Below are 23659 nucleotides of genomic sequence, written 5' to 3'. Positions count from 1 at the left end.
TTTAATTTTTAAAGGATGACGAGTTTCTCAAATTTTTCAACCCGCTGATTGGTTAACGTAGATCTTACAGTTATCTTATATACATAGACACCTTTTCCTATACGATCGCCAAAATCGTCGCGGCCGTCCCACGTAATTTCACGGCACAAATAACTGCCAGAGGGTGGCAAAGAGGCATTTTTGGTCCATACCACTTTTCCGGTAACGGTAAATACCTGCACTTGCACATCAAGTGTTTCGTCTGGCCTGTTGTGGTTGAACCAAAACTCGGTATAATTCACAAAAGGGTTTGGGTAATTTAGCACTCGGGTAATTTCCAACTTTCCGCTACCCGCAACTATAAACTGTATTTCAGCGGTGGAGGAATTATTATAAACATCCCAAGCTTTTAAGGTAAGCGTGTGGAGACCATCTTCCAAATCGCGGAATTTAAAATGGGTTTTCCCTTTTGTATAATCATCTACTTCAGCTTGGTAAAATTCATTCAAAATAAATGGATTGGATTCATCCCCGTCCAAAATTGCTACAATATCGTGACCAATACCACTGGCGGTGTTTATTCCATTTGGATCTTCCAGCTTGGCAAGCAAGATTGGCGAATCGTCCGTAATTCCTCCAGAAACAAAACTCTCATCATTCATGTAAAGCCGAATCAATGGCCCTTCATTATCCTCGGGTGCATTTTCATTGAGGCCACCTACATTTAATTCAAGGTTTACCCCTGTTTGGTCTTCCAGCGTATTGTCTCTTTTGGCATAAAGACTAACTCTTCCTTTTCCAACAGGAATTTGAATATCTCGCGGCACGACAAATTCAAATTCAAAAAGTCCGTTGGAAACGGTTGCTTGTCCATTAAAAAGTCCTTCGCCCAGGTTTATAAAATCCATAAAGATGTTATGATTGTCATTGTCCAAAGTTCTTCTCATCACATTTTTATCAAATATTTTGGCCTCAAGCACACCATTGTAATCTGACATTAACGTTCCAGAGCTATTGACAACCTCGCCCTCAATTTTAATTTTGCTCAATGCCTTTAGAGTATCCGTGGCCTGAGCAATTGGCACCCCATTTATTTTAGTGATACGAATGTCCCTTTTAGGAAAAGCAAGTGGCATTGCAGGGTCTCCAATATAAAACACTACGCGTCTAGTTGGAGTGGTCATTTCTGTTTTTGAAAGACGGAGTCCTTCCGCAGGCGGATTTGGTATTTCTCTATCAAAACCAAAAAGCTGGTTTGCCAAGCGTTTATTGAAATCAATACCGACATTTAAAAATACTGCCCGAGTAGTTGTTACCAACGAAATAGCGCCACCATCCTTGTTTTGAAATGTAAGTTCTCCAGCCGTAATACGCAAAGGGTTATCAAATTTTGTGAATTCGCAGGTAACAGTTATTATACACGGAAGCTTGTCTTTGTTCCTCAATTCCTGCGCTGCTTCTTTAGTATAAATGGCTTCGTGCGCCAAACCATCTTCCCCACCATGACCAAAATAATCTATAATGATGGCGCCGGCTTCAATAGCTGTTTTAATGGCATCATTAACTTCTGGATAACGATTACCGCCAGCTGAGGCCTCTTGTTGATAGGCATCTGTATGTATTTTTTTTACATTTATAAAAGGTTTTTTTGCTGAAATAGTATCGCCAAGTTTATCAAGTTCAACTTCTAAATCATCTTCACCAGGTTTATCAACATCATCAGAAATAAGTACAAAATTGTTCCGCCAATTGCCATAGGAAGACTTTTCGTTATACTTTATAATTTTATCTACCATTGCATTTGCCAAGGATACATTATCTGCAATAATTCTTCCCATTGCTATGTCTAGTCTATCTATATCTTCAGAGTTCCCGCTACCAATTGTACCTTCGGAAGGATCCATATTTCCAAAGAAATCGTCAGACATAAAAGAAGTAGCGACATTTGTTCCTAAAAGTGTATGAAAGGTTGGGACATTGTTATTATTGTTGGAGAGCCTATTTTTATAGTCTATGGAAGTGTCGCCCATGATCCCAACATATTTAATACGTTTTGATTCCGTGGAGGCATTAAAGTAAACGTATCTAATGAAATTTCGAATAGCACTTATTTCTTGTCTTCCGGAACTGAATTCTTCATAAATTCTATCTATTGTTACCACTTTCACATTAAGCCCTTGAAGTTCTTTGTTATGTTGGGCCAAACGCAATGCAGGCTGAATAAGGAAAGGAGGCGCGATAATAATGTAATCCACATCTTTAAAATTACCGGATTCGTCCTTGAATATGGTTCCTTTTAAGTTTTGATTTTGAACAGATGATTGAGCGATTTTGGTGGGAACTAAATAATTATTTGGGTTTATAGCCACATACTTGCGAACTTGACCAAGGGTTTGTTTAAAACCAAAAGAGGAAGCATTGTTCTCATTTTGCTTTGAGGTAATAGATTGGAAATCGGTAACATCCCAAACCTGTGAAAATTCGGTTGCGTTACTTATTTGATATTCCCCCACTCCTGCTAGGTTAGCCGCATTGTTATACTGAAAAGCTAACTGACCTCCTGAGCCTTTTAATTGTCGTACTGCCCAAATACCAATATAGTCTAGATAGCCAATACTGGATGGATTTCCAGCGTTATTATAAGCCAAATCTACCTTAACAACGGCATTGTTAGCAGGAACTTCAACATCTAGATCGTCCATGCTCAGCAATCCGCTATCTCCCAATCGTGAAAAATTAAGGGGATCCAGACTGGTACTATTTATGGAAACCGCCATAGAAGTATCACTTTCGGAAGCCGCAGCGGCTTTCACGATCAACCTCATAGGTTTACCGGTTACAATATTTGGAAATTCAAAGCTATAACTCTGCTCACTTTCAATATCAAAACGGTTTCCAAACCACTTTCTTCCCAACTTTGTGGGGCTGAATTCGTCCTTTTCGTGAAATTGGTAATCATCAAACTCATTAATATTAAATTCAACGCTGCCCGTTGGTTCAACCATTGAAACTATACGTTTTCCAGGAGCGCCCCCTGCGGTAACATAATAATAGGAGTCGTCACTATATGGATTTAGGTTAGAGTCATTCTCTTGCACATAACCTTCGGTACTGGTACCGTAAAACAAAATATAATCACTTCCATCAAAACTGCCATCTTGTTCGCCTGAAACCTGTATCGCATTTTCGGGAAGATCAAAAAAGCGGGTTTGGTCATTTCGCAAAGGCAGCGTTTGTCCACCATTGCCATATACTTTAAGACTCCTAGGGTCAATACCATCAGTATTCATTCCCAAACTATTCAGGAAACTTTTGTCTAGTTTATAAACCCCAGTTTTTTCAACTTTAAATTTAAACCATTGTCCCGTGGCCAAGACAGAATTAGTAATTGGTGGCGGATTATTACGGTTTTGTGGGCCATAATTATAATTAACATCAAAAGAAAGCACCTTTTGGTAGCTTCCATTATTTTTTATTATTGGCGAAATACTAAAAATTGTATAAAGCACATCTCTTGCCATGGTGCTTGCAATTTGATATTCAAGTTTGTTCGGCAGTGTTTCTGGAGTGATTTTTTTTAACTCTACAGCAGAAACAGGTCCAAAGCGAACATTGGTAACAGTTACTGAATTTCGGTCTGCAAATGCGGCATCTTTCCATTGAGTAGTATAAATGACGGTGTTCTTGTCCATTTGAAGCTTCAACCTTTCCAAAGCCAATTCATTGGATGAAATAGCAGGCTTATTAGCACCAAAGCTATCGGCAGTAGCATTGGTTCCGCCCCAGTATATATTTATATTTTTTGATTGTGCCTTTACTAAAAAAGGCATCACAAACAAAACAGATAGAAGTATTGCTTTTCTCATTAGTACCAATAACGCTTCAAATATACACTTAGTATAACGCAACATTTTAAAGTTTTTCAGCAAAATGATATTAGGATAATAATTTTAAAACTAATACGTTTGCATACGGGATTGGTCATAAAACCTTTTAAAATCCCACAGCGCAATAATAATAAAATATTATTGTGTTTTTGTCGTTAATTACTATATTGCGAACCCAATTTTATCATATTTGAATCTATGATGTTAAGAAAAAACCTAGCATTAAAGCTATTTGTTACTGTAATAGCGGCCTCACTTCTTGTAGGTTGCAACAAAACTAGAGACTATAAAAATAGTTCCCGAGCCACAGGCTGGAAGATGAACGCCAAAGAAGGTGGTTTCCAGTATGATCCAAAAACCAAAGAACAAGAAACAGGGCCAGGCCTCGTTTTTGTTGAAGGTGGAACATTCACAAAGGGACGGGTTCAGGACGATCCAATGCACGATTGGAACAATTCCCCAACGCAGCAGCACGTTCAATCATTTTATATGGACGAAACTGAAGTGACCAACCTAATGTATCTTGAATACCTAGATTGGCTAAAGAAAGTTTTTCCACCATCTGACGAAAACTACAGAAAAATTTATGAAGGCGCTGTGCCAGACACACTTGTTTGGAGAAACCGCTTAGGGTTTAATGAAGTAATGACAAACAATTACCTTCGCCACCCTGCTTATGCGGAATATCCTGTGGTAGGTGTTAGTTGGATTCAAGCTGTAGAATTCAGTAATTGGAGAACAGATCGTGTTAACGAAATGGCACTAGAAACAGCAGGAGTTACAGCTCGTAACGCTCGTTATGATGCTAAGCCAGGAGAAACTTTCAACACCGAAACTTATTTAAACGCCCCTACATTAACCTACGGAGGAAACGACTCCATTACCCGTGGTGGAAAAAAATCTGAAGCCATTGCCAAAAGAAGCAAAGACAGTACAAACTTATACATTCAACGTAAAGATGGAATCTTAATGCCGGGTTACAGACTCCCTACCGAAACAGAGTGGGAATATGCAGCTCTTGGTCTAGTTGGAATTCGTAACTATAATGTTTACAGAGGAAAGAAAAAATATCCTTGGGAAGGACAGTACACGCGTTCTGGAAAAAGAAGATCTCGTGGCGACCAATTGGCCAACTTTAAACAAGGTGATGGTGATTACGGTGGAATAGCCGGATGGAGTGATGACGGCGCAGACATTACTGCTCAAGTAAAATCATACGAACCAAATGATTACGGACTTTATGATATGGCCGGAAACGTAGCTGAATGGGTGGCTGACATCTATCGCCCAATAGTTGATGATGAATTTAATGACTTCAACTATTACCGCGGGAATGTTTATACCAAAAACGCAATTGGCGAGGATGGAAAAGTGAAAGTTGTTACTATGGACTCTATAGTTTATGACACTTTGAGCAACGGAAAAATTATAGCACGCAACTTGCCAGGAGAAATTCTTCAAGTGCCTGTTGATGAAAATGAAACTTACTTACGCACAAACTTCTCTAAAAGTGACAACCGTGACTATAGAGATGGTGACAAAGGCTCATCTCGATACTATCAATCTTTTGCCGATGATGAAAGTGAAAGTGGTGAAAGCAACAAACGTATGTACAACTCGCCTATACAAAAAGTATATGCAGATAGCTTAGGAGAATTAGATCGTCAGTATGATAAATCCTCAAGCAGAACTACTCTGATAGACAATGAAGTTCGTGTTTACAAAGGTGGTTCTTGGAGAGATAGAGACTATTGGTTAGACCCAGCACAAAGACGCTATTTCCCTCAAGATATGGCAACAGACTATATTGGTTTTAGATGTGCTATGAGCCGTGTTGGTTCAAAATCCAAAAAAGGAAAACGACCAAGAAACTAAAACATAAAAATTTATAAAAACAGCCCTCCTGAGCGTTCAGCTTCGGAGGGTTTTTTAGTATATTTATTTTATGAATATAGAATTGCTCCACAAACATTTTTTAGACAGCAGTGGCGTTTGCACAGACACTCGCAAAATTTCGTCACACTGTATCTTTTTTGCACTTAAGGGTGAAAATTTCAATGGAAATCTTTTTGCACAGGAAGCCTTGGACAGAGGAGCAGCAAAGGTAATTGTTGATGAAGAAGCTTATCATAAAAACACCGGGGAAACAGTTCTGGTTGAAAATGTTTTGCTAACTCTTCAACAATTGGCAAGGTTTCATAGAGAATTTCTTGGCCTTCCTATTATTTCTTTAACGGGGAGCAATGGAAAAACCACTTCCAAAGAGCTTATAAATGCAGTGCTTTCCAAAAAATTTAAAACCGTTGCCACACAGGGAAATTTAAACAATCACATTGGCGTTCCACTAACATTACTAGCAATGAACGAAGAAACAGAGTTAGGAATTGTGGAAATGGGCGCCAATCATTTGGGCGAAATAAAAATGCTGAGCGAAATAGCTGAACCAGATTATGGTTATATCACCAATTTCGGAAAGGCACATTTGGAAGGTTTCGGAAGCCTTGAAGGCGTAATTCAAGGCAAAACAGAACTTTATCAATTTCTGAAAAAACACAGTAGGAAAATATTTGTCAACGCAAACGACCCGAAACAATTGGCCAATTCAGAAGGCATTGAACGAATCACTTTTGGCACCCCTCAGAGTGACTTCGACATTCAATTAATAGACAGTTCGCACCACCTTTTAATTGAATTTAAAGGAACTAAAATGCAAAGTAATTTAGTGGGAGCTTACAATTTCGCAAATCTTTCTGCCGCAATTGCTATTGGAGCCTATTTTAAGGTTTCCATTGAAAAAATTAAAGATGGAATTGAAGGTTATGTCCCGTCCAACAATCGTTCCCAATTGATGGTTAAAGGTACAAACACCATCTTAATGGATGCCTACAACGCAAACCCAACCAGCATGATGGCAGCCTTGGAAAACTTTAAACAAGCCAAGGGTGAAAACAAAATCATGTTTCTAGGCGATATGTTTGAATTGGGCAAAGAAGCAGAAACAGAGCACCAAATTATCGTAGATTTTTTAGCAGAAAACCATTTTGGAAACGTATTCCTCGTTGGAAGCAATTTCTTTAAAACAACAAGCAATGCTTCCCATATAAGGAAATTCGAAACTTTTGAGGAATTGAAAACTACCTTTGAAAACAATTTGCAAAAAAATGCGACAATCTTAATTAAAGCTTCACGTGGAATGGCTCTGGAAAGAATCTTGGATGTTATTTAAAATTATTGAAAATAACTATAAGCAAATTCCAAGCTTTCAATAAGCACAGTTTCATTATCAAAATTTAAATCTGAAACCATCCACTTTACGGGATAGGCATTTGAAAATTGCCATGATTTTAAAATAATTCCAGAATTATCCAACAATCTTACCAATACATTCTTAGTCTTTATTGGAACATCCGAAATGCCATTAAAGGCATCCATGCACCAAAGAACAACCTCAGAATCTTTTGATGCCAGCCCTCTTTTTAGTACTAAGTTTGTATATTTTAAAGAGGTTGGAACACGATGCTTGAAATTATTGTTTCCGCCTTCTGTAATTTCTTCAACACCCATTTCCATTGTAATTCCAGAAATTTCTTTAAAAATCACTTCCTCTTTTCCTGATGTGTTTGTAAGGATCAGTTGAAAATAAAAAACAACGGGAGGAAATTCATTCATTATTATCCGTTTTGAATTGTTAATCCTTCGTGAATAAGTTCTAAAGTTTCTACAGCAACTTCGTTTGCATCCGCTCTCATATCGGTTGCTGTTATTTTGGTGGGCCAAGCGTTGCTTAGAGTCCATGTCATTGTAGGATTACCTCTTTCGTCCAAAAGCTGGATGGTTACAGTTTCTCTTTTTATGTTATTCATTTTTATATCCTCAAACCATTTCCAGAAATTGTTGTCGTTTACAAAAATTCCCTTCTTCAAGGTTACATTTCCAGTTTTTGTAATACCTGGCATCTTGATGGTAGAAAACAATTTACTATCTCCATGCCTATATTCTATGGGCTGTGTTTCTGTTTCTAAACCTGAAACTTCTTGAAAGGAAACTGTATTATCTTGGGACCCAAAACGTACACTAAAATAAAACTTGGGCAAAGGCCAATTACCGTCTTGTGCTTCTCCTGCCATTTTTTTCTTTTAAAAGTTGCTTATATAATATTAACAATAAAAGGCTTTGATTCCTATAAGTAGTACTACGTAAATTTATTTCACAAAAAAACCCGAAGAGATACATTTCGGGCTTGAAAATTATGAAACTTTTAAAGTTATATTATTGTGGGTCATACTGCCCCGAAGCATCGGGGGAAACAGTTACCTCAATTAATATGAAACTTATGAAATTCTATATTGTGGGTCATACTGCCTCGAAGCATCGGGGGAAACAGTTACTTAAATTAATATGAAAATTATGAAGTTCTATATTGTGGGTCATACTGCCCCGAAGCATCGGGGGAAACAGTTACCTCAATTAACATGAAACTTATGAAATTCTATATTGTTGGTCATACCGCCCCGAAGCATTGGGGAAACAGTTACTTCAATTAACATGAAGCTTATGAAGTTCTATATTGTGGGTCATACTGGATTCGAACCAGTGACTTCCACGTTGTCGACGTGACACTCTAAACCAACTGAGTTAATGACCCTAATTTTAAAGCTCCAAAATACAAATAACAAATTCCAAGCAAAAGATTATTTATCAAATTTTTTGATAGGTTTCTTTTTTATCATTCCGCCCTTGGCATCTTTAACGGAAGTCATAATTATGAATGCTTGGCTATCTATTTTATCCACTTCTGTTTTAAGCTTGCTCATTTCCAAACGGGTTATTACCGTATAAACAACATCAACGGGTTTTCGTGTTTCCCCTTCTTTTGCAAACCCATTTTCAGCTTTAAAAATAGTGCAGCCACGGCCCATTTTTTCAATGATCGCCAAACGTATTTCTTCATTTTTTTCAGAAATAATGGTAATCCCCATAAACTCCTCAATACCGTCAATTACAAAATCTACCGTTTTTGAAGCCGCGAAATATGTAAGAATTGCATAAAGCGCAATTTCCGTGGAAAGAAAATAGGCGGCGGTTATAAATATAATTACGTTAAAAATCATAATTACATTCCCCACAGTAAGACTAGTTTTCCGGCTGATAAAAATTGCCAAAACTTCTGTGCCATCTATAATTGCACCCCCACGAATAGCGAGCCCGATGCCCAACCCTAAAAAAAGTCCTCCAAAAGCGGCTACTAAAATTTGATCATCAGTAATAAGAGGATAGGGAATCAAAGCTACGGCAATTGACAAAAGCACGATTCCCAAAACGCTTTTTACGGCAAACCGCTTTCCAATAGAAAAAAAAGCCAGGGCCAAAAACGGCAAGTTGAAACACACTAGCAATAGCGGAAAGGAAATACCTACCAGTTCATTTACCATCAACGAAACCCCCGTGACGCCACCATCAATAAAACTGTTGGGCATCAAAAAACCTCGCAAGCCAAAAGAAGCGGAAACTACGCCCAAGAGTAGATAGAAAAAATCCCATATTTCGTGGGTTACTTCAACCTCAAGATTTTTCACCCGCTTTTCAAAAGGTTCGGAAATCTGGGATGGTTTCCGATGCTTTTGACGGTTTTTTACAACATTTACAATTATATTTTTAAATAATGGATTCAAGTGCTGTTTGGTTTTTAAAAGGTGAAGTAGTCAAAGTTAAACTTATTTAATTCTTCCACAAGCCACAAATAGTTCTTTCCAATAATTATTTCAAATAAATGTTTGGTGAAATTAAAAAGTAACTTATATTTGCAACCGCTAACAAGAAGGGCGATTAGCTCAGCTGGTTCAGAGCACCTCGTTTACACCGAGGGGGTCGGGGGTTCGAACCCCTCATCGCCCACCAGTTTTTAAAAATCCTGACGATTTCGTCGGGATTTTTTTATTTATAAAATATTGTTTTAAACTACTTCGGCCACAACAAAAGTGCTTCCGCCAATAAAGACCAAATCATTAGCTGCAGCAGCTTCTAAAGCAGCGGAATAAGCCTTAGTCACAGAAATATATTCTTCCCCTATTAGACCAAAACCCCTAGCTTGGGTTAGCAACAACGAAGCATCCAAACCGCGCGGAATGTTTGGCTTACAGAAATAATATATTGCATCTTTCGGAAACAAAGGCAATACGGACGCCAAGTCTTTATCGCTAACCACGCCCAAAACAATATGCAACTTTTTAAAACTTTCTTTTGAAAGTTGCTCCATTACCAACCTCAACCCTTCCTTGTTATGCCCAGTATCACAAATTACTTTCGGATTTTCGCCCGAAACCTGCCAACGCCCCATTAAACCAGTGTTTTTAATTGTATTCAACAAACCTTTTTGAATGTTTTCCTCGGAAATATTCCAGCCTCTTTTTTGAAATATTCTTAAAGTTGCCAAAACAGTTTTTATATTTTTTTGCTGATAGTTGCCCTTTAAATCTGAAGCATAGTTTGAAGAATCATTTATTTCGGCAAAAGTGATTTCTGCATTTTTTTCCGAAGCCATTTTTTCAAAAACCTGTTTTGTTTCAGGCAACGTTTCCCCAACGATTACAGGAATGCCTTCCTTTATAATTCCTGCCTTTTCCGAAGCTACTTTTTCCAAAGTATCGCCCAAAAACTGCGTGTGGTCCAAACCTATATTTGTAATAACCGAAACTTCCGGCATTATTATGTTCGTGCTGTCCAACCTACCGCCCATTCCCACTTCAACAATGGCGATGTCAACTTTTTCCTTTCTGAAATAATCAAACGCCAAGCCCACGGTCATTTCAAAAAAAGAAAGTTGATTTTTTTCGAAATATAGCTTGTGATTTTCCACAAAATCCGAAACGTACTTCTTCGGAATCATTTCGCCATTAATTTTTATGCGCTCCCGAAAATCCTTTAAATGTGGCGAAGTGTAAAGTCCCGTTTTATAGCCCGCTTCCTGAAAAACGGAAGCCAACATATGGCTCGTGCTTCCCTTTCCATTGGTGCCTGCAACATGGATGGTTTTAAAATTTTTCTCGGGATTGTTTAAATAATTTGCAAGCTGTATAGTAGCAGATAGGTCTGCTTTATAGGCAGACTGCCCCACCCTTTGGTACATTGGGAGTTGCGCAAAAAGCCAAGCTATGGTTTCGGAATAATTGATAGTCTGTAAAATTTATTGTTTATTGTAAAGTATTATTTCACAATCAGTTTCTTTGTTGTCTGTTGTCCTGCTTGTGAAATTTTTAAATAATATACTCCTGCTTGTAAATCTGCAACTGAAAGATTCATTTGTCCGTTATCAAAAAATTGTTGTTTTACAGTCCTTCCCATTACATCATAAACAAATAAAGAAGTTCGTTCCGAAGCATTTTTCAGAAAAATAGTTACTAAATCTGAAGCTGGATTTGGAAAAACTTTTACTTCCGAAGTAAAAATATTTTCATTGGAATTCAAAATATTTCCTGAAATATCAATTTTATAAGTTGAGCGGCCAAAAGTAGCGGCATACAAAAACTGCGAGTTTTCGTGAATAAACAAATCGGAAACTACTGCTGAGGGCATATTTTCACCCAACACATTCCAGTTTGCGCCTTCATCACTTGAAGCCAAAACGCCAACGTCCGTTCCTATAAAAAGATTTCCAAAGTCGTCCTGTTCAATGTCATTCACGGGAATGTCCGGCAAACCAGTAGAAATATCAACCCAAGTATTCCCGAAATCGATGCTTTTGTAAACGTGCCCAACATCTTCCCCAAAACGATAGCCTGAAAGCGTTAAATAGACTGTATTTGCATTTTCCTTTGAGGCCAAAATTTTTGTAACCCAACGGTTAGGAACTCCAGCCGAAACATCTGTCCAGTTTGAACCGCCATCCTGGGTCACCCAAGCTTTTCCATCGTCTGTTCCCACATAGATAACTTGGCTGTTAAATTGCGAAACACTAATGGTTGTGATTGTTCCAAAAGTAAGATTGCCACTATGCGGGCCATCAGTTAAATCGGGACTGATAGCGCTCCAATTGCCCGCGGCATTTGTGGTTTTATAAAGGCGGTTTGTTCCAAAATAAAGTGTTTGTGAATTATTGGGGTCAAAAGTAATCGGGGTATCCCAGTTGTTCCTATCGCCACTGGATATTCCGTTTGTGGCATTATTGAAGGAACCGCCGTTATTCGTTGATTTTCCCAAAGCTCCATACTGATACAGGGCATAAATAACGTTGGTATTCGTAGGGTCAACCAAAGGCTGAAAACCATCGCCACCGTAAATGATGTTCCAATCGCTCAGCCCTCCAGTTTGGGTGCGGCTCGTGCTATTGTCCTGCGCGCCTGCATAGATTTTATTTTCGTTTTGCGCATCCACAAACATTCTGTTGAATTGCGTTATTGGCAGTTTTAAATCTTTGGTGGAGGAAGCACCGCCATTGGTGCTGTAATAAAGACCGCCGTCATTTCCCAATAAAACCTCATTGGAAGCCGAGGCATTGAAAGCCATTGCGTGCTGGTCCACGTGTGCGTTCGTAAAAACATTGCTCCAACTTGTACCGCCATTAGTGGATTTCTGCACTTCAAAATCTACATTGTACAAGACGTTTTCATCAGTCGGGTCAATAAAAATGCCGCCAAACCACCAATGAAATCCAACATCGGTCAATTGACTTGAATTAACGGCCGTCCAAGAATCACCACCATTTGTAGTTTTATAAACCCCTTGAATATTTCCATTGGCGTTGGCATAGCGTGCATAAAGTACATTGGGATTTGATTGCGAAATATCGATACCAATCCTTCCTTTTTGGGAAGCGAGACTTGGTAAACCATTTGTTAGTTCCGTCCAATTGGCACCGCCATCGGTAGTTCTGTAAATCCCGGAAGTTATTCCGCCGTACTGTCTTCTATTTGGTCTTCTAATTCGTTCCCAACTGGCAGCATACACAATGTTTCCATTTGTAGGGTGAATGGCCATATCTACAATTCCTGTGGAATCGCTTACGGCTAAAACCTGTTGCCAGCTATCGCCACCGTTTGTTGTTTTATAAACCCCACGATTGCCACTATTTCTGAATAATGGCCCCATAGCCCCAACAAAGGCTGTATTATCGTTATTTGGGTCCAAAACAATTTTTCCAACACTCCCTATATCTGGCAAACCTTTGGATTGCCAAGTGGTTCCGCCATCTGTGCTTTTGTAGATTCCATCGCCGTCATAAACCAAAGAGCCGCCGCCGGCGTTCACTTCGCCAGTGCCTACGTAAATTAAATTATTGTTGTTTTTTGAAATTTCAATATCGCCGATGGAAAGCATTTGCTGGTCGTCAAAAATTGGCGTCCAATCTGCTCCGCCGTTTACGGTTTTAAAAATTCCGCCGGAAGCAGCGCCCACATAATAAACATCGGACTGGGTGGATGGTATTTCAATATCTGTAATCCTTCCACCAATATTTAATGGACCACTAAATTGCCAAATTTCATTGGCCATATTTCTATTTGCAGCTTGTCTTTTCCATTGGATTGCTTTTGAATATGCCGAAGTATTTATTTCGCCACTTGGGTAAGCACGCTGCATAAATAGTAGATCGAAAGGATATTTTTCGTTTTTTTCTTTTTCGGAAATTTTTGAAATGGATTCTTTGGAAGAATTTTTACATCCCACAAAACAAATTACAATGAAGAGAATAGTAGCAATACGAAGCATAGTATCTTTTTTTGAAGTTTAAAGATACAGAAAAAATCAAGGTATTTTTTAAAGAGAAATTACTACTGAGAAAGACTGAATCTGTAGATTATTTTGCCAATCTGTTTTGCTGGAGCTTTATCGTCTGCATTGAATTTGGTCGCCAAAGCCGCGCGTTTTGCGGGCTCGGTAAGACATCGGGAATTGTTTGTAGTTCCACGAACGCCGGGAGTGGCGCTAATTACTTTTCCGCTTCGGTCAACTTCAATGCTCACCACCACGGTTCCGGCTTCGTTGCAATCCTGAATAAACTTTTCTTTGTTCAACGCCTTTCTTCCTCCGAGTAAATAATTACCATCCCCATCCAATCCTTTTCCGGTGCCGTAATAACTGCTAGCATTGGGGTCGCCATCAGGGCTTCCTTTGTCGCCGGGAGTTTTATCATCGCCTTCTCCACCTTTTGCAGTACCATCGCTTTTTGGGCCGTTCAAAATACTGGAAAGCGCGTCTGTTGTGGATTTATCTGGCTTTGGGTCTGGTTTTTTAACTTCTTTTTTGGGTTGTTCTTTTACTGGTGTTTCTACTTGTTCCTTTTTAGGCTTCTCTTTTTTGATTACTGGGGCATCTTCGTTGTCTTGGGTAACCACTTCTTCCTTTATTTCGGATTTCGGCTGCGATACAGGAGGCGGTGTTGCCTTTTGTGGCGCGGATTGTATTTTTTCAGTTGGTTGAATGTTTCCACTGCCAGTTTCGGTTGTACCGAAATTTATTGCTATGCCCTGCTCCAACGGCGGATCCAAATACTTCATTCCCACATAAAACAGTAGAATAAGAATAATTACATGCACGATTACCGTGATGGCCATACTTTTTCTTTTATGTTCAGTGTTTAAAAAGTTCAAAGTTGAAAATTTGTGGTTTGTGGTTTGTGGTTTAACTTGTCGAAACTTTAGCAATATTGCATTTTTTATAAACTGCTTACTGCTACTGAATACTGCCTAATTTAGTTTGGCCTAACGGCAAGAACAACCTTGAAGTTGTTTTTATTTGCAATATCCATCACAAAAACGGCATCTTCAATAGGAACACCCTCTTCGGCACGTAGAATTATAGTAGGTTCTTCCTGGCCCGCGAGTGCTTTTTTTAGTTCGCTTTCAATGCTGTATTCGCTTACTCGTTCTTTATCCACATAATAAGCTCCATCTTTTGTTATACTAACGGAAGCTTTCTGGACATTTGACGTTTTTCCTTTTGCCTTCGGAAGTATCAAATCCAACGCATCTGGCGTTATTGCTGGTGAAGTTAGCAGGAAAAACACCAACAACAGAAAAACAATATCTGTCATGGAACTCATGCTGAATTCGGCACTTACTTTATTTCTTCCTCTTAGATTCATTAAGCAGGCTCATTTAACATGTCAAGAAAATCTACTGCTGTGGCTTCCATTTGATGAACCACTTTATCGGTGCGCACTACCAAGTGGTTGTAGCCCATATAAGCAATAATACCCACTATTAAACCTGCGACAGTTGTGGTCATAGCGGTATAAATACCTTCGGCAAGAGTTCCCATTTCGGCTTGACCACTGCTTGTTGCCAATTGGTGAAAGGCCAAAACCATCCCGATAACGGTTCCTAAGAATCCAATCATAGGCGCTGCCCCAGCAATTGTAGCCAAAACACTTACGTTTTTTTCGAGTTTGTAAACTTCGAGGCGGCCTGCATTTTCAATGGCCGTATTGATATCTTCCAAAGGACTTCCAATTCGGGAAATTCCTTTTTCAGTTAAATGTGAAACCGGAGTGTTATTTTGTGCGCAAAGCACTTTTGCTGCTTGAATATTGCCTTTGGCAACGTGGTCGCGAATTTGGTTCATAAAGTTCCCGTCCATTTTTGAAGCCGCCTTTATTGCGAAAAGTCGTTCAAAATAAATATAGACTGCCACAAATAACAGCACAAAAAGTACCGCAATAATTATTTGGCCGGCAACGCCCCCCGTCAATAAAAGATCCATTATTGAAAGAGTTTTTTCTTGTGCAACTGGTTCAAGATCCTGCGCAACTTCAGCGCCCTCTTGAAGAAAGAAGTTTAACATAAAAAAGGTTTTGTTTTAGTGAATAACGAAATTAGGTTTCAGAAATTGTTAGGTGTGGTGAAATAACACTCTTTCAAACAACAGAAATACGCCTGCCCCTGCGATGAAGCCCAAAAAGGCCAGCCAAGTAATCTTTTTCAGGTACCAAATAAAGTCTATACGCTCCATTCCCATAGCGGCAACCCCTGCGGCGGAACCGATGATGAGCATGCTTCCACCCGTTCCTGCTGAATAGGCTATAAAGTGCCAAAGCACGGAATCTATTGGCATATCATACATTCCCATAGAAGCGGCCACAAGCGGTACGTTATCAATTATAGCAGAGAGCACTCCCAACAATAAGATAACAACATCCTGATTTGGTATTGCACGTTGCAACACTTCAGCAACATAGCGAAGTGTTCCCACTTCTTCCCCATTAACTACACCATATACAAGACTTTCCAATCCCGCAACCGCCATCAATATTCCAAGGAAGAAAAGGATGCTCGAAATTTCTATACGCGATAATGCTTTGTGTGCAGAATATAAATGTCTTCTTTCTTTACTGAAATCTTCTTCTGGATGAATGTATTCTGAAACCAACCATACTACACCTAAAGCGAGCATCATTCCCATGTATGGAGGCAAGTGAGTCAAGGTTTTAAAGATAGGTACCGAAATTATCATTCCCAACCCTAGAAACAACATAGTTCTGCTGCTCAAAAGAGCTTCTTCCGCCTTGTCTTCCCTGGCATCAACATCAATATTTCCACGGAAAGCAGGTAGATAACTTGCTATTAAAAAAGGGATTGCAAAACATACAATGGAAGGTAAAACCACAAATTCAATTAAACCTGCCGCGGTTAATTTTTTTGCAATCCACAACATAGTTGTGGTAACATCACCTATTGGTGACCAAGCGCCACCTGCGTTTGCTGCTATTACTACCAAAGCGGCATACCAAATTCTATCTTCTCTTTTGTGGATTAATTTTCGCAGAAGAGTTATTAATACAATAGTAGCGGTAAGGTTATCTATAATCGCTGAAAGGAAAAATGCAAGTATCCCAATAATCCAAAGCAGTTTTCTTTTGCTTTTGGTGTGTACGGCACTTTTTAAAACTTCAAAACCACGGTGAAGGTCAATTATTTCAACAATCGTCATCGCACCAATTAGGAAAATAAGTATCTCGGCAGTTTTCCCCAAGTGATGAAGTAACGTTCCTTCAAAGCCTTCCATGGCAGATTCGCCACCGGAAAGAAAATTGAAAGCTTGCTCTTCACTGTTAATTATGTCAAACCAACCACTTGTGAAACCTATGGCCAAAACCGCCCAAATTAATGAAGCCATGATAAGGGCAGGTACAGTTTTATCCAGTTTTAAAGGATGTTCCAAGGTGATGGAAAGATATCCTATTACGAAAATTAAAATGATTATTGATGCCATATTGCTAAAGGTTACTGTTAATTAAATTAATTGCTTTAAGGCAATTTCAAAAGCAGTCTTGCTTATGTTTGTTTTGGTACTATTGTTGTCAAATGTATTTTGAATAGCGTTCTTGATAGTAATGGAAGTATCATTAAAAATAGCTTCATCTGTCATTTGTACTTTGCGCTCCATAAAATAGGCAAAAACACGTGCCATTCCGCAATTACTTATGAAATCTGGAATTAAACTTACGCGTTCATCGGTAAATTCCATAATGGGACCAAAGAAAATTTCTTTGTCTGCAAAAGGAACATTCGCCCCACAGCTTATAACCTCTAAACCTGTCTCAATCATTTCTGAAATCTGCTCCTTTGTAATCAATCTCGAAGCTGCACAAGGTGCAAAGATCTCTGTTTCAAGTTTCCAAATTTTATCATTGATTTCTTCAAAAGGAATCATGTTTTCGGAGACTAAAGTGTTGCCATTCTTTTGAAGGAAGAGTTGCTTCATTTCTTCAAAAGAGAACCCATTTTTATTGATGATCCCACCATCGCGATCAATAATTCCAACAATTTTGGCACCCATTTGCGAAAGATAATAAGCAGCTGCGGCACCAACATTACCAAAACCTTGAACTATGGCACGTTTTCCTTCCACATTTCCACCGTAAATATCATAATAATGACGAATGGCTTCAGCAACACCATAGCCTGTAATCATATCTGCCACAGTATATTTTCTAGAAACATCGGGAGAAAAATTTACATTTTCCAAAACTTTTATCACGCCTTGGCGCAATTGCCCAATACGGTTTATTTTATCTGCCTCGGTAGGTGAAAAATGCCCATTGAAAACTCCTTCCTGCGGATGCCAAACGCCACTTTGTTCTGTAATTGGAATTACTTCGTGAATTTCGTCAACATTTAAATCGCCCCCAGTTCCATAGTATGCTTTCAATAATGGTGAAACGGCTTTGTACCAACGTTCCAAAACACCTTTTTTTCGGGGATCTGCAGGATCAAAGTTTATCCCACTTTTAGCACCGCCAATTGCGGGACCGGACACAGTGAACTTCACTTCCATCGTTTTTGCAAGTGAAAGCACTTCGTTAGAATCAAGTCCTTTTCGCATGCGGGTTCCGCCACCTGCAGCACCACCGCGTAAGGAATTGATGACCGTCCAGCCTTCGGCTTCAGTTTCAGGGTCATTCCAATGAAAAACTATTTCGGGTTCTTTGTCTTCGTACTTTTTGAGTAATTCCTTCATTTAATGGAGTAAGTTAGGGTACCCTTTCGCTAAAACTTCGGGGCGTTATCGCTATCCTATACTAAAGCTTCGGATAATGATGACAAATATAAAAAACTTGTTAGGGGTTTATATTTATTTTAGGTAAAATTTATGGAGAGAAAATTTTACCTGAAGCATGGTCTCTTTCAGCACCCGTAACACTCGCCAAACAATTCACCTCATCACGAAGTTTTAACACGCCCAAAAGCCCAAAAATCAAGGCTTCCTTAAATTCAACAATTTCACGAAAAGGAATGGTTGTTTCTACCTGTGCAATTTTATTCACCCTTTCAATTAAAAAAGAATTGTATGCGCCACCGCCGCTTATCAATACTGAAGCATTTTCACGAAACTGTTTTGCAAGTTGCACAGCAATATGTTCCGTAAAGGTTCGCAAAATATCCTCTGAAGAAATTCCGGAAGCGTCCAAAAGCGGAAAAATTTGCTCTTTCACCCATTCCAAACCTAGCGATTTTGGTGGCTTTTTGTTGTAAAAAGGAAGTGTGTTTAATTTAACAAGCAGCGCTTCATTTACTTTTCCAGAAGCGGCGAGTTTTCCGCCTTCGTCAAAATTGTGACCCAATTTTTCAGCGTAATTGTTTAAAACGATATTTACTGGACAGATATCAAACGCGATCCGCTCCCCATTTTTTTCAAAGGAACAATTTGCGAAACCGCCCAAATTCAAACAATAATCATATTCCGGAAACAACAAGCGGTCGCCAATGGGCACCAGCGGCGCACCTTGCCCGCCCAATTCCACATCCTGCACCCGAAAATCACATACAACAGTTTGTCCAAGCATTTTGGAAATTTTTGGCAAATTGCCTATTTGATAGGTAAACCCCTTTTCTGGTTGGTGCAAAATGGTATGGCCATGGCTGCAAACGGCATCAATTTCAGGAATGTTATGTTTTTTTATGAATTTTAAAATTTCTTCGGAAAGCTTTTCGGTGTATTTAAAATCTAGGCGTTCCAATTTTTCTTCGGAATAATTTATGGCTTCGCGGAGTTCGTCTTTCCAAAACGAGGAATATGGAACGGTTTCGGCAGTGATGATTTCAAAATTCCATTTCGCTTCGGAAAAATTATAAATGATTTCCGCCAAATCAATTCCATCTAGCGAAGTGCCGCTCATTACACCTATAATATGGTATTTGTTTCTTTTCAATTTTTTGGAAATATGATAAGTTTAAAGATACTAATGATGTTTTGAAAAATTTCAAATTACAAGTGCTAAATTCCAAATAAATTCCAAATTACAAGTATCTCCCGAAGTTTCGGGACCAAAACATTTTTTTTTGAAATTTGGAATTTGAGATTTGGTGCTTAAATGTTATTTGGGATTTGCTTTATTTTTAAAGTACATTTGCAATTCTTTAAAATGAATTATTTTTTAAAATAAAGCCTATGGATTTCAGTCTATCCGAAGAACAATTAATGATACGCGACGCCGCTCGCGATTTTGCCCGTACCGAATTGCTTCCGGGCGTTATAGAACGTGATAATCTTCAAAAATTCCCAACCGAACAGGTTAAGAAAATGGGCGAACTCGGTTTCTTGGGAATGATGGTAGATCCAAAATACGGCGGGGGTGGAATGGATACGGTTAGTTACGTTTTGGTGATGGAAGAATTGAGCAAAATTGATGCTTCCTGCTCAGTAATTGTTTCAGTTAACAATTCCCTAGTTTGCTACGGACTTGAGAAATATGGCTCCGAAGATCAAAAGCAAAAATATCTTACAAAACTTGCTACAGGTGAAAAACTTGGAGCGTTTTGCTTGAGCGAACCCGAAGCTGGTAGTGATGCAACTTCACAAAAAACCACTGCTATTGAAGATGGTGATCATTATATTTTGAACGGCACCAAAAACTGGATTACAAACGGTGGAACTGCCGATTATTACTTGGTGATTGCGCAAACACACAAAGAGAAAAAGCACAAAGGTATCAACGCATTTATTGTTGAAAAAGGTTGGGAAGGTTTTGAAATAGGCCCGAAAGAAGACAAATTGGGAATCCGCGGAAGCGACACCCATTCCTTAATATTTAACGACGTAAAAGTTCCAAAGGAAAATAGAATTGGCGAGGATGGTTTTGGCTTTTCATTCGCCATGAAAACACTTGCCGGAGGACGAATAGGCATTGCCGCACAAGCTTTGGGGATTGCCTCTGGAGCTTATGATTTGGCTCGTGAATATTCTAAAGTACGTAAAGCATTCGGAACCGAAATCTGCAACCATCAGGCCATCGCTTTCAAATTGGCAGATATGCACACCAGTATTGAAGCTGCGCGTCATTTGGTAATGAAAGCAGCTTGGGATAAAGATCAAGGCAACAATTATGATATGAGCGGCGCTATGGCAAAATTATTTGCTTCGCAAACCGCAATGGACGTTTCTGTAGAAGCTGTACAAGTTCACGGTGGAAATGGCTTCGTTAAAGAATATCACGTAGAACGTTTGATGCGTGATGCGAAAATCACACAGATTTATGAAGGAACTTCAGAAATACAGAAGATTGTAATTTCTAGAGGGCTTTTGAGGGATTAATATTTAAATGTCTCCCCGAGCGCAGTCGAGGGGTCATTGTTAAATACAAAACATAAAAAACAAACCTGTCCAAAGTGGCGGGTTTTTTTATAGGAAGAAATTCCAAACCAAACCAAAGCGCAACACATTATCACGATACGGTTGGCCAGGGGCTGAAAAATATTCGTTCTTTCCGCCAAAGATGGAGGTGAAGTTTTCATAGATAAAGAAAATACGTGTCTGCCGTATTTTCGCATTAAAGAAAATATCTACCAACGGAAAGCCACCCAACTCCTGATCATTCTGCACATAAAACTCAGCCAGCACAGGATCGTAAGCATTCATATTATATTTGGTGAAATATTTAAGAGTAACTCCAGTTTGCATAAACAATGCACGCTTAAACCAATGGTCTTGGTAGTATAGTGAATTACGGGTTATGATTTCTGGCACGTTGAAAACAGTTTCACCACTCAAAACCTTTTGGTACATCAGTGTATTTTCCAAAGCAAAAGGGCCAAAGGTAAATTCCTTTTCAGCTTTTATTTTTAGATAATCTACTCTTTCAGAAGCCTGCATTGGCGAAGGAGTACTGTCATTAGCCTTTATTCCGAAGTATGCATAATCATCAATGCCAGTATAGCTTACGGAAGCATTTCCAAATTTTTTGGTATTGATTCCAAAGTTCAGTTCCTGCGTTTTTACGTTGTTCAGTTCGGTTTTCCAATTGTAATTTTGATAATCGCTTTGATACAAAAGGAAGTTGAAATTAGGCGCCACAGAGTGAACTTTTATGGATGCTTTTGCATTGTACTCATCATTTAAATCATAGGAAGCTGCGCCTTCAATGTAGTTTCCGTCAAAATCGCCAGCTACATTAATCGCTCCTTTTCCGGAAAGTTTAAAGCCTCTATACTCCTTTTCATACCCTGCTCCTACTTCAATTAAATTTCCTTTAATTCTATTTGGAATTCGTTCTTCATCCAAAATTAAAACTGTATTGTAACCATAATTAAAATCGGTATATCCTGCCCAAGCCGTGATTTTTCCAATTAGCGAATTGTTGAAATCTGCGTACGCTTTCGCATTAAAATCTTCCAACTTGGTTTTTGTTGCCAAATTCGTGGTTTCATATGAAAGTCCATAAGGTGTATATGGATGGCTTTGGTTATACCGAAAGAATTTATCCTCATAACTCAAGACATTTCCAATTCTCAACACCGAATATCCTGTACTGTCGCGCTGGCTGAGCAATTCATAATAATGGTCTCCATAAAAACGCAAGCCTTCCAGTTTGTTTTCGGCATCTTCAAATTTAACATCCAACCTGCCCCGATCTCTAAATTCTGGATCGTCATTTATGAAAAGCTGAAGGGAATTATCTGTCAATCCACCGTTCTCTTGATTATAAATATCTTGAGCAGCCACATGGGCACGGACAACATAGCGTTTGTTTTTAGTATGATAGTTTGAGGTGAACAGAAAGTTACCCGTACTCGTTAAAATGTGTTGGTACTTTCCAAGCGATCGAACCCCTTTATAACCAATTGAAAAGTTGAATTGCGGCGAAGTATTTACAGTAAAAAAAGCATCCAATTGCTGCCCTTGCGCATATGCCGTCTTAAAATAAAGCTCTGTTAAAGGTGTGGGAACATTAAAATAGTTCACATCTTCAATTTCCTTATAATTGAAATGGTGCGACTGCGCCACGAAAAGCGGCTTCAAATTTAATCTATCAAAGGAATAAGCAAGTGAATTATACGTCTGCCCCACATTTGAAAACTGGAGCAGCTCAAAATTGTCCTTTCTTAAATAATTGAACTTATATTTTTTCTTTATAGAGAGTGTAGTATCAACAAAAGTTGTGTCCCTTTCGGTTGAAATAATCTTATAATAATCAATTGGCGGTTTTTCCTTTTTTGTATTTGTAGTTTGCGAAAACACAGTTGCCGAAGCGAACAAAATAAAAAGTAGCAAAAGTGTTTTTTTCATCTGTGGAAACTTTTGGGCAAAGGTATATTTTTTTTGGTTTAAAGAGTTATAGAGCTATTAGGTTATTGATTCATTAAATTCATATAAACCTTCCTTTTTCAATAACTAAATAACTTAGTAACTTTATCCCCATGTTGAAACTTAAAATCAATCCTTTTTTATTGGAATGTGGAACCGATGAAGCCGGACGGGGCTGTTTGGCTGGTCCCGTTACCGCCGCAGCGGTTATTCTTCCAGACAATTTTAAGCACCCTTTTTTAACGGACAGCAAACAACTTTCAGAAAAAAAACGAATGGAACTGAAAGATATTATTGAGAAGGAGGCTATCTGCTTCAAGGTAATCCATATTATGATGGAAGAAATTGACAAGATTAACATTCTTAACGCTTCTATTTTAGGAATGCACCGGGCCATTGAAGGACTGTCTTCTACTCCAGAGTTTATTGCCATTGACGGCAACCGTTTTAAACCTTTCGGAAAAATACCTTTTGAATGTGTTGTTAAGGGCGATGGAAAATTTATGCATATTGCAGCAGCTTCCATTTTGGCAAAAACCTATCGCGACGAATATATGATGGCACTTCACAATGATTTTCCGCAATACAACTGGAAACAAAACAAAGGCTATCCAACAAAAGAGCATCGCGAAGCAATCCGCAATCACGGAGCAACAGTTTTTCATAGGAAAAGTTTTAAACTTTTACCTGAACAACTAAAGTTGACCATTTAATATTTGTTGAAAACCCGTCAATAAACTATTTCAATTAGCTACAAATCCACCGCTTTTCCTTGCTAT

Annotated in this window: 17 protein-coding genes and 2 tRNA genes; 5 read left to right on the top strand and 14 right to left on the bottom strand. The window is 38.8% G+C overall.

Annotation, left to right across the window (positions count from 1 at the left end; all coding sequences use genetic code 11):
* Nucleotides 1–8 precede the first annotated feature (8 nt).
* Nucleotides 9–3845 (bottom strand): type IX secretion system sortase PorU, encoded by a 3837-nt coding sequence (gene porU, locus Q2U82_RS07250; protein WP_410007015.1) that lies wholly within the window; start codon nucleotides 3843–3845, stop codon nucleotides 9–11.
* 222 nt (nucleotides 3846–4067) lie between these two features.
* Between porU and gldJ the strand changes: the two genes are divergently transcribed.
* Together gldJ and Q2U82_RS07240 are read left to right on the top strand one after the other, a co-directional pair.
* On the top strand, nucleotides 4068–5741 hold the full coding sequence (gene gldJ / locus Q2U82_RS07245; protein WP_410007145.1) for a gliding motility lipoprotein GldJ: 1674 nt from the start codon (nucleotides 4068–4070) through the stop codon (nucleotides 5739–5741).
* A gap of 70 nt (nucleotides 5742–5811) precedes the next feature.
* A complete protein-coding gene (locus Q2U82_RS07240; RefSeq protein WP_410007014.1) occupies nucleotides 5812–7092 on the top strand; it encodes a UDP-N-acetylmuramoyl-tripeptide--D-alanyl-D-alanine ligase in 1281 nt (426 codons plus the stop codon).
* 2 nt (nucleotides 7093–7094) lie between these two features.
* On the opposite strand, the gene Q2U82_RS07235 is transcribed toward Q2U82_RS07240, so the two are convergent.
* The 4 genes from Q2U82_RS07235 to Q2U82_RS07220 all read right to left on the bottom strand — a co-directional run bounded on the left by Q2U82_RS07235 (nucleotide 7095) and on the right by Q2U82_RS07220 (nucleotide 9538).
* Nucleotides 7095–7535 carry a phage tail protein gene (locus Q2U82_RS07235; protein ID WP_410007013.1) on the bottom strand — a complete coding sequence of 147 codons (441 nt, stop codon included), beginning with the start codon at nucleotides 7533–7535 and terminating at the stop codon, nucleotides 7095–7097.
* A 2-nt stretch (nucleotides 7536–7537) separates the two neighbouring features.
* On the bottom strand, nucleotides 7538–7993 hold the full coding sequence (locus Q2U82_RS07230) for a phage tail protein (RefSeq protein ID WP_410007012.1): 456 nt from the start codon (nucleotides 7991–7993) through the stop codon (nucleotides 7538–7540).
* Nucleotides 7994–8436: 443 nt separating this feature from the next.
* A tRNA-Val gene (locus Q2U82_RS07225) sits at nucleotides 8437–8511 on the bottom strand.
* 46 nt (nucleotides 8512–8557) lie between these two features.
* Complete coding sequence (locus tag Q2U82_RS07220; protein WP_410007011.1) at nucleotides 8558–9538, bottom strand: YitT family protein; 981 nt, start codon at nucleotides 9536–9538, stop codon at nucleotides 8558–8560.
* 148 nt (nucleotides 9539–9686) lie between these two features.
* Between Q2U82_RS07220 and Q2U82_RS07215 the strand changes: the two genes are divergently transcribed.
* Nucleotides 9687–9764: transfer RNA gene (locus Q2U82_RS07215), tRNA-Val, on the top strand.
* Between the two features lie 55 nt (nucleotides 9765–9819).
* Here Q2U82_RS07215 and Q2U82_RS07210 read toward each other — a convergent pair.
* The 8 genes from Q2U82_RS07210 to Q2U82_RS07175 form a co-directional block, all read right to left on the bottom strand.
* On the bottom strand, nucleotides 9820–11037 hold the full coding sequence (locus tag Q2U82_RS07210) for a bifunctional folylpolyglutamate synthase/dihydrofolate synthase (RefSeq protein WP_410007144.1): 1218 nt from the start codon (nucleotides 11035–11037) through the stop codon (nucleotides 9820–9822).
* Nucleotides 11038–11069: 32 nt separating this feature from the next.
* Entirely contained in the window at nucleotides 11070–13568 is a 2499-nt protein-coding gene (locus tag Q2U82_RS07205) for a VPS10 domain-containing protein (RefSeq protein WP_410007010.1), read from the bottom strand.
* A 62-nt stretch (nucleotides 13569–13630) separates the two neighbouring features.
* Complete coding sequence (locus Q2U82_RS07200; protein ID WP_410007009.1) at nucleotides 13631–14449, bottom strand: energy transducer TonB; 819 nt, start codon at nucleotides 14447–14449, stop codon at nucleotides 13631–13633.
* 101 nt (nucleotides 14450–14550) lie between these two features.
* Nucleotides 14551–14943, bottom strand: a complete 393-nt coding sequence (locus Q2U82_RS07195) for an ExbD/TolR family protein (RefSeq protein ID WP_068761596.1) — start codon at nucleotides 14941–14943, stop codon at nucleotides 14551–14553.
* Nucleotides 14943–15641 carry a MotA/TolQ/ExbB proton channel family protein gene (locus tag Q2U82_RS07190; RefSeq protein WP_410007008.1) on the bottom strand — a complete coding sequence of 233 codons (699 nt, stop codon included), beginning with the start codon at nucleotides 15639–15641 and terminating at the stop codon, nucleotides 14943–14945. Before Q2U82_RS07190 ends, Q2U82_RS07195 begins: the two co-directional genes overlap by 1 nt.
* 48 nt (nucleotides 15642–15689) lie before the next feature.
* Entirely contained in the window at nucleotides 15690–17069 is a 1380-nt protein-coding gene (gene nhaD, locus Q2U82_RS07185) for a sodium:proton antiporter NhaD (RefSeq protein WP_410007007.1), read from the bottom strand.
* A gap of 21 nt (nucleotides 17070–17090) precedes the next feature.
* Nucleotides 17091–18317 carry a Glu/Leu/Phe/Val dehydrogenase dimerization domain-containing protein gene (locus Q2U82_RS07180; protein WP_410007006.1) on the bottom strand — a complete coding sequence of 409 codons (1227 nt, stop codon included), beginning with the start codon at nucleotides 18315–18317 and terminating at the stop codon, nucleotides 17091–17093.
* 130 nt (nucleotides 18318–18447) lie between these two features.
* The gene (locus tag Q2U82_RS07175) at nucleotides 18448–19509 is read right to left on the bottom strand and encodes an anhydro-N-acetylmuramic acid kinase (protein WP_410007005.1); all 1062 of its coding nucleotides are present in this window, start codon (nucleotides 19507–19509) and stop codon (nucleotides 18448–18450) included.
* A 239-nt stretch (nucleotides 19510–19748) separates the two neighbouring features.
* Here Q2U82_RS07175 and Q2U82_RS07170 point away from each other — a divergent pair, with 239 nt between their 5' ends.
* Entirely contained in the window at nucleotides 19749–20891 is a 1143-nt protein-coding gene (locus Q2U82_RS07170; RefSeq protein ID WP_410007004.1) for an acyl-CoA dehydrogenase, read from the top strand.
* An 87-nt stretch (nucleotides 20892–20978) separates the two neighbouring features.
* Here Q2U82_RS07170 and Q2U82_RS07165 read toward each other — a convergent pair whose 3' ends face one another.
* Complete coding sequence (locus Q2U82_RS07165; RefSeq protein ID WP_410007003.1) at nucleotides 20979–22862, bottom strand: putative porin; 1884 nt, start codon at nucleotides 22860–22862, stop codon at nucleotides 20979–20981.
* 131 nt (nucleotides 22863–22993) lie between these two features.
* Here Q2U82_RS07165 and Q2U82_RS07160 point away from each other — a divergent pair, with 131 nt between their 5' ends.
* On the top strand, nucleotides 22994–23593 hold the full coding sequence (locus Q2U82_RS07160; protein ID WP_410007002.1) for a ribonuclease HII: 600 nt from the start codon (nucleotides 22994–22996) through the stop codon (nucleotides 23591–23593).
* Nucleotides 23594–23659: the final 66 nt, after the last annotated feature.

The sequence above is a fragment of the Aequorivita nionensis genome (assembly GCF_046352995.1).
GTDB classification, from domain to species: Bacteria; Bacteroidota; Bacteroidia; order Flavobacteriales; family Flavobacteriaceae; genus Aequorivita; species Aequorivita nionensis.
The sequence above is the reverse complement of the archived record's forward strand: the minus strand, read 5'-3'. Positions and strand labels throughout refer to the sequence as shown.